Raw genomic sequence first — 2,028 nt, 5'->3', positions numbered from 1 at the left:
GTGGGCGCGGGAGCCGATGCCCGTGGTTGCGCCGCCCCCGCCTCCGACTCCCAAGCCGCCACCGCCCGCACCGACGCCGCCGCCAAAGCCCACGCCCAAGCCCGTCCCCAAACCTGCGCCCAAGCCCCAGGCGATCAAGGACCCGACGCCTGCGCCCAACGCAGTGACCGGCACCACCGAGGCCCAGCCACCGGCACCGCCCATCGAGGCGCCACCGCCCGCTCCGCCGTCTCCTCCACCGGCTCCGCCCGCACCGCCAGCGCCTCCACCGCCACCGGTGATCCAGCTGCCGTCGAGCAATGCCGCCTACCTGAACAATCCCGCTCCGCAGTACCCGGCCATCAGCCGCCGTATGGGCGAGACCGGGACCACCATCGTGCGCGCCTACATCGACGAGGAAGGCAAGCCCCAGGAGCTGCAGCTCAAGAAGTCCAGTGGCTATGACCGCCTGGACCAGGCCGCCATGGACACGGTGCGCAAATGGCGCTTCAAGGCAGGTACCTCCAACGGAACTCCCCGGCCCATGTGGGTCAACGTGCCCATCAAGTGGGAACTCAATTAAATCGAACGGAAATAGGATCAGTTATGGACTCGCAATTCGGCATCGCCCACGTCTGGGCTCAGGGAGATTTCGTGACCAAGACGGTCGCAGTCATTCTGGTGGCCATGTCTCTCGCTTCCTGGATCGTGATCGTCATCAAGGCGCTCGACATAATGCGTTTCAAGAAGTACGCCCGCAATGCCCAGGACTTCTGGCACAGCGCTGACTTCGCAGCCGGCCTGAGCAAGCTGGGCGAGCAAGGCGACAACCCGTTCCGCCAGTTGGCCATCGAAGGCCGCGAAGCCACCGCGCACCACCGCAAGACGGCCGAGCACCTGCATGACTCGCTGGACGTCAGCGACTGGATCACGCGCTGCCTGCGCAATGGCATCGATGAGTTCACCGCCCGTGCCCAATCCGGCCTGGCCGTGCTCGCATCGGTGGGCTCCACCGCCCCCTTCATCGGCCTGTTCGGTACCGTCTGGGGCATCTACCACGCGCTGGTGGCCATCGGCATGTCGGGCCAGTCCTCGATCGACAAGGTCGCCGGCCCCATCGGTGAAGCGCTGATCATGACCGCACTGGGTCTGGCTGTGGCCATCCCTGCCGTGCTGGGCTACAACGCGCTGGTGCGTGGCAACAAGTCGGTGCTCAACCGCCTCAACAGCTTTGCCCATGACCTGCATGCCTTCTTCGTGACCGGCACCCGCCTGAATGTGGACTCCAGCAAGCCCGGCGCCGTGGTCACGCCGCTCAAGAAAGGTGCCTGATCATGGCTTTTGGAACGCAAGACGATGCCGATGAGGTCATGAACGAGATCAACATGACGCCCTTGGTCGACGTCATGTTGGTGCTGCTCATCATCTTCATCATCACCGTGCCGGTGATGAAGCACTCGGTCAACATCGACCTGCCGCGTGCCGTCAACACGCCGGAAGACGCCAAGCCCGACACCATCCAGCTGGCCATCCTGCCCGATGGCACGTACAACTGGAACGGCAAGGCCGTGACCGACGCCGAGCTGGAATCCAATATGCAGGCCGAGGCCAGCAAGGAGCCCCAGCCCGAGCTGCACATCCGCGGTGCCCGCGATGTGAAGTACGAGAAAGTGGCCCAGGCGATGGCTGCCGCCCAGCGCAGCAACCTGAAGAAGATCGGCTTCATCACCGACCAGGTGGGCGAGTAAACCGCCCACCCTCCCGGCAAGGGCTCCAGCAGGAGCCCTTTTTTCATGGCGGATGCAGACCGGATCAGGTTTACCCGCAGTGACGCCCAAGCGACGCCAGCCGCCCGCCTGCCCTGCCTAAACTGGGCCGCAGGACAAGCGCCGTGGCGACCTGTACTGGCCGAAGCAGCGGCGGGCAAACCGACCATCACCAGCGCCTCCCCCAACTATCACTAGATTGAGGAGACACCGATTGATGAAGACGTCCCGCCCCCAGCCAGTACCTACTCCCTTGCGCCGGCGCCAGATGCTGCGCCTGGCC

3 protein-coding genes are annotated in these 2,028 nt (G+C 64.9%); all 3 read left to right on the top strand.

Annotated elements, in window-relative coordinates; genetic code table 11:
* A partial coding sequence (locus H928_RS29460; RefSeq protein WP_239645060.1) for an energy transducer TonB occupies nt 1-562 on the top strand: 562 nt, incomplete at its 5' end.
* Nucleotides 563-585: 23 nt separating this feature from the next.
* On the top strand, nt 586-1,311 hold the full coding sequence (locus tag H928_RS0123010) for a MotA/TolQ/ExbB proton channel family protein (RefSeq protein WP_021028610.1): 726 nt from the start codon (nt 586-588) through the stop codon (nt 1,309-1,311).
* A 2-nt stretch (nt 1,312-1,313) separates the two neighbouring features.
* Nucleotides 1,314-1,727, top strand: a complete 414-nt coding sequence (locus H928_RS0123005) for a biopolymer transporter ExbD (protein WP_021028609.1) — start codon at nt 1,314-1,316, stop codon at nt 1,725-1,727.
* Nucleotides 1,728-2,028 lie beyond the last annotated feature (301 nt).

The sequence above is a fragment of the Comamonas sp. B-9 genome, assembly GCF_000410635.1.
Classification (GTDB): domain Bacteria; phylum Pseudomonadota; class Gammaproteobacteria; order Burkholderiales; family Burkholderiaceae_C; genus Comamonas.
This window is presented reverse-complemented; position numbering and strand designations above follow the sequence as displayed.

Coding starts and splice junctions, on each gene's coding strand:
- H928_RS0123010 (WP_021028610.1), top strand. CDS start 586: ATGGACTCGCAATTCGGCATCGCCCACGTCTGGGCTCAGGGAGATTTC.
- H928_RS0123005 (WP_021028609.1), top strand. CDS start 1,314: ATGGCTTTTGGAACGCAAGACGATGCCGATGAGGTCATGAACGAGATC.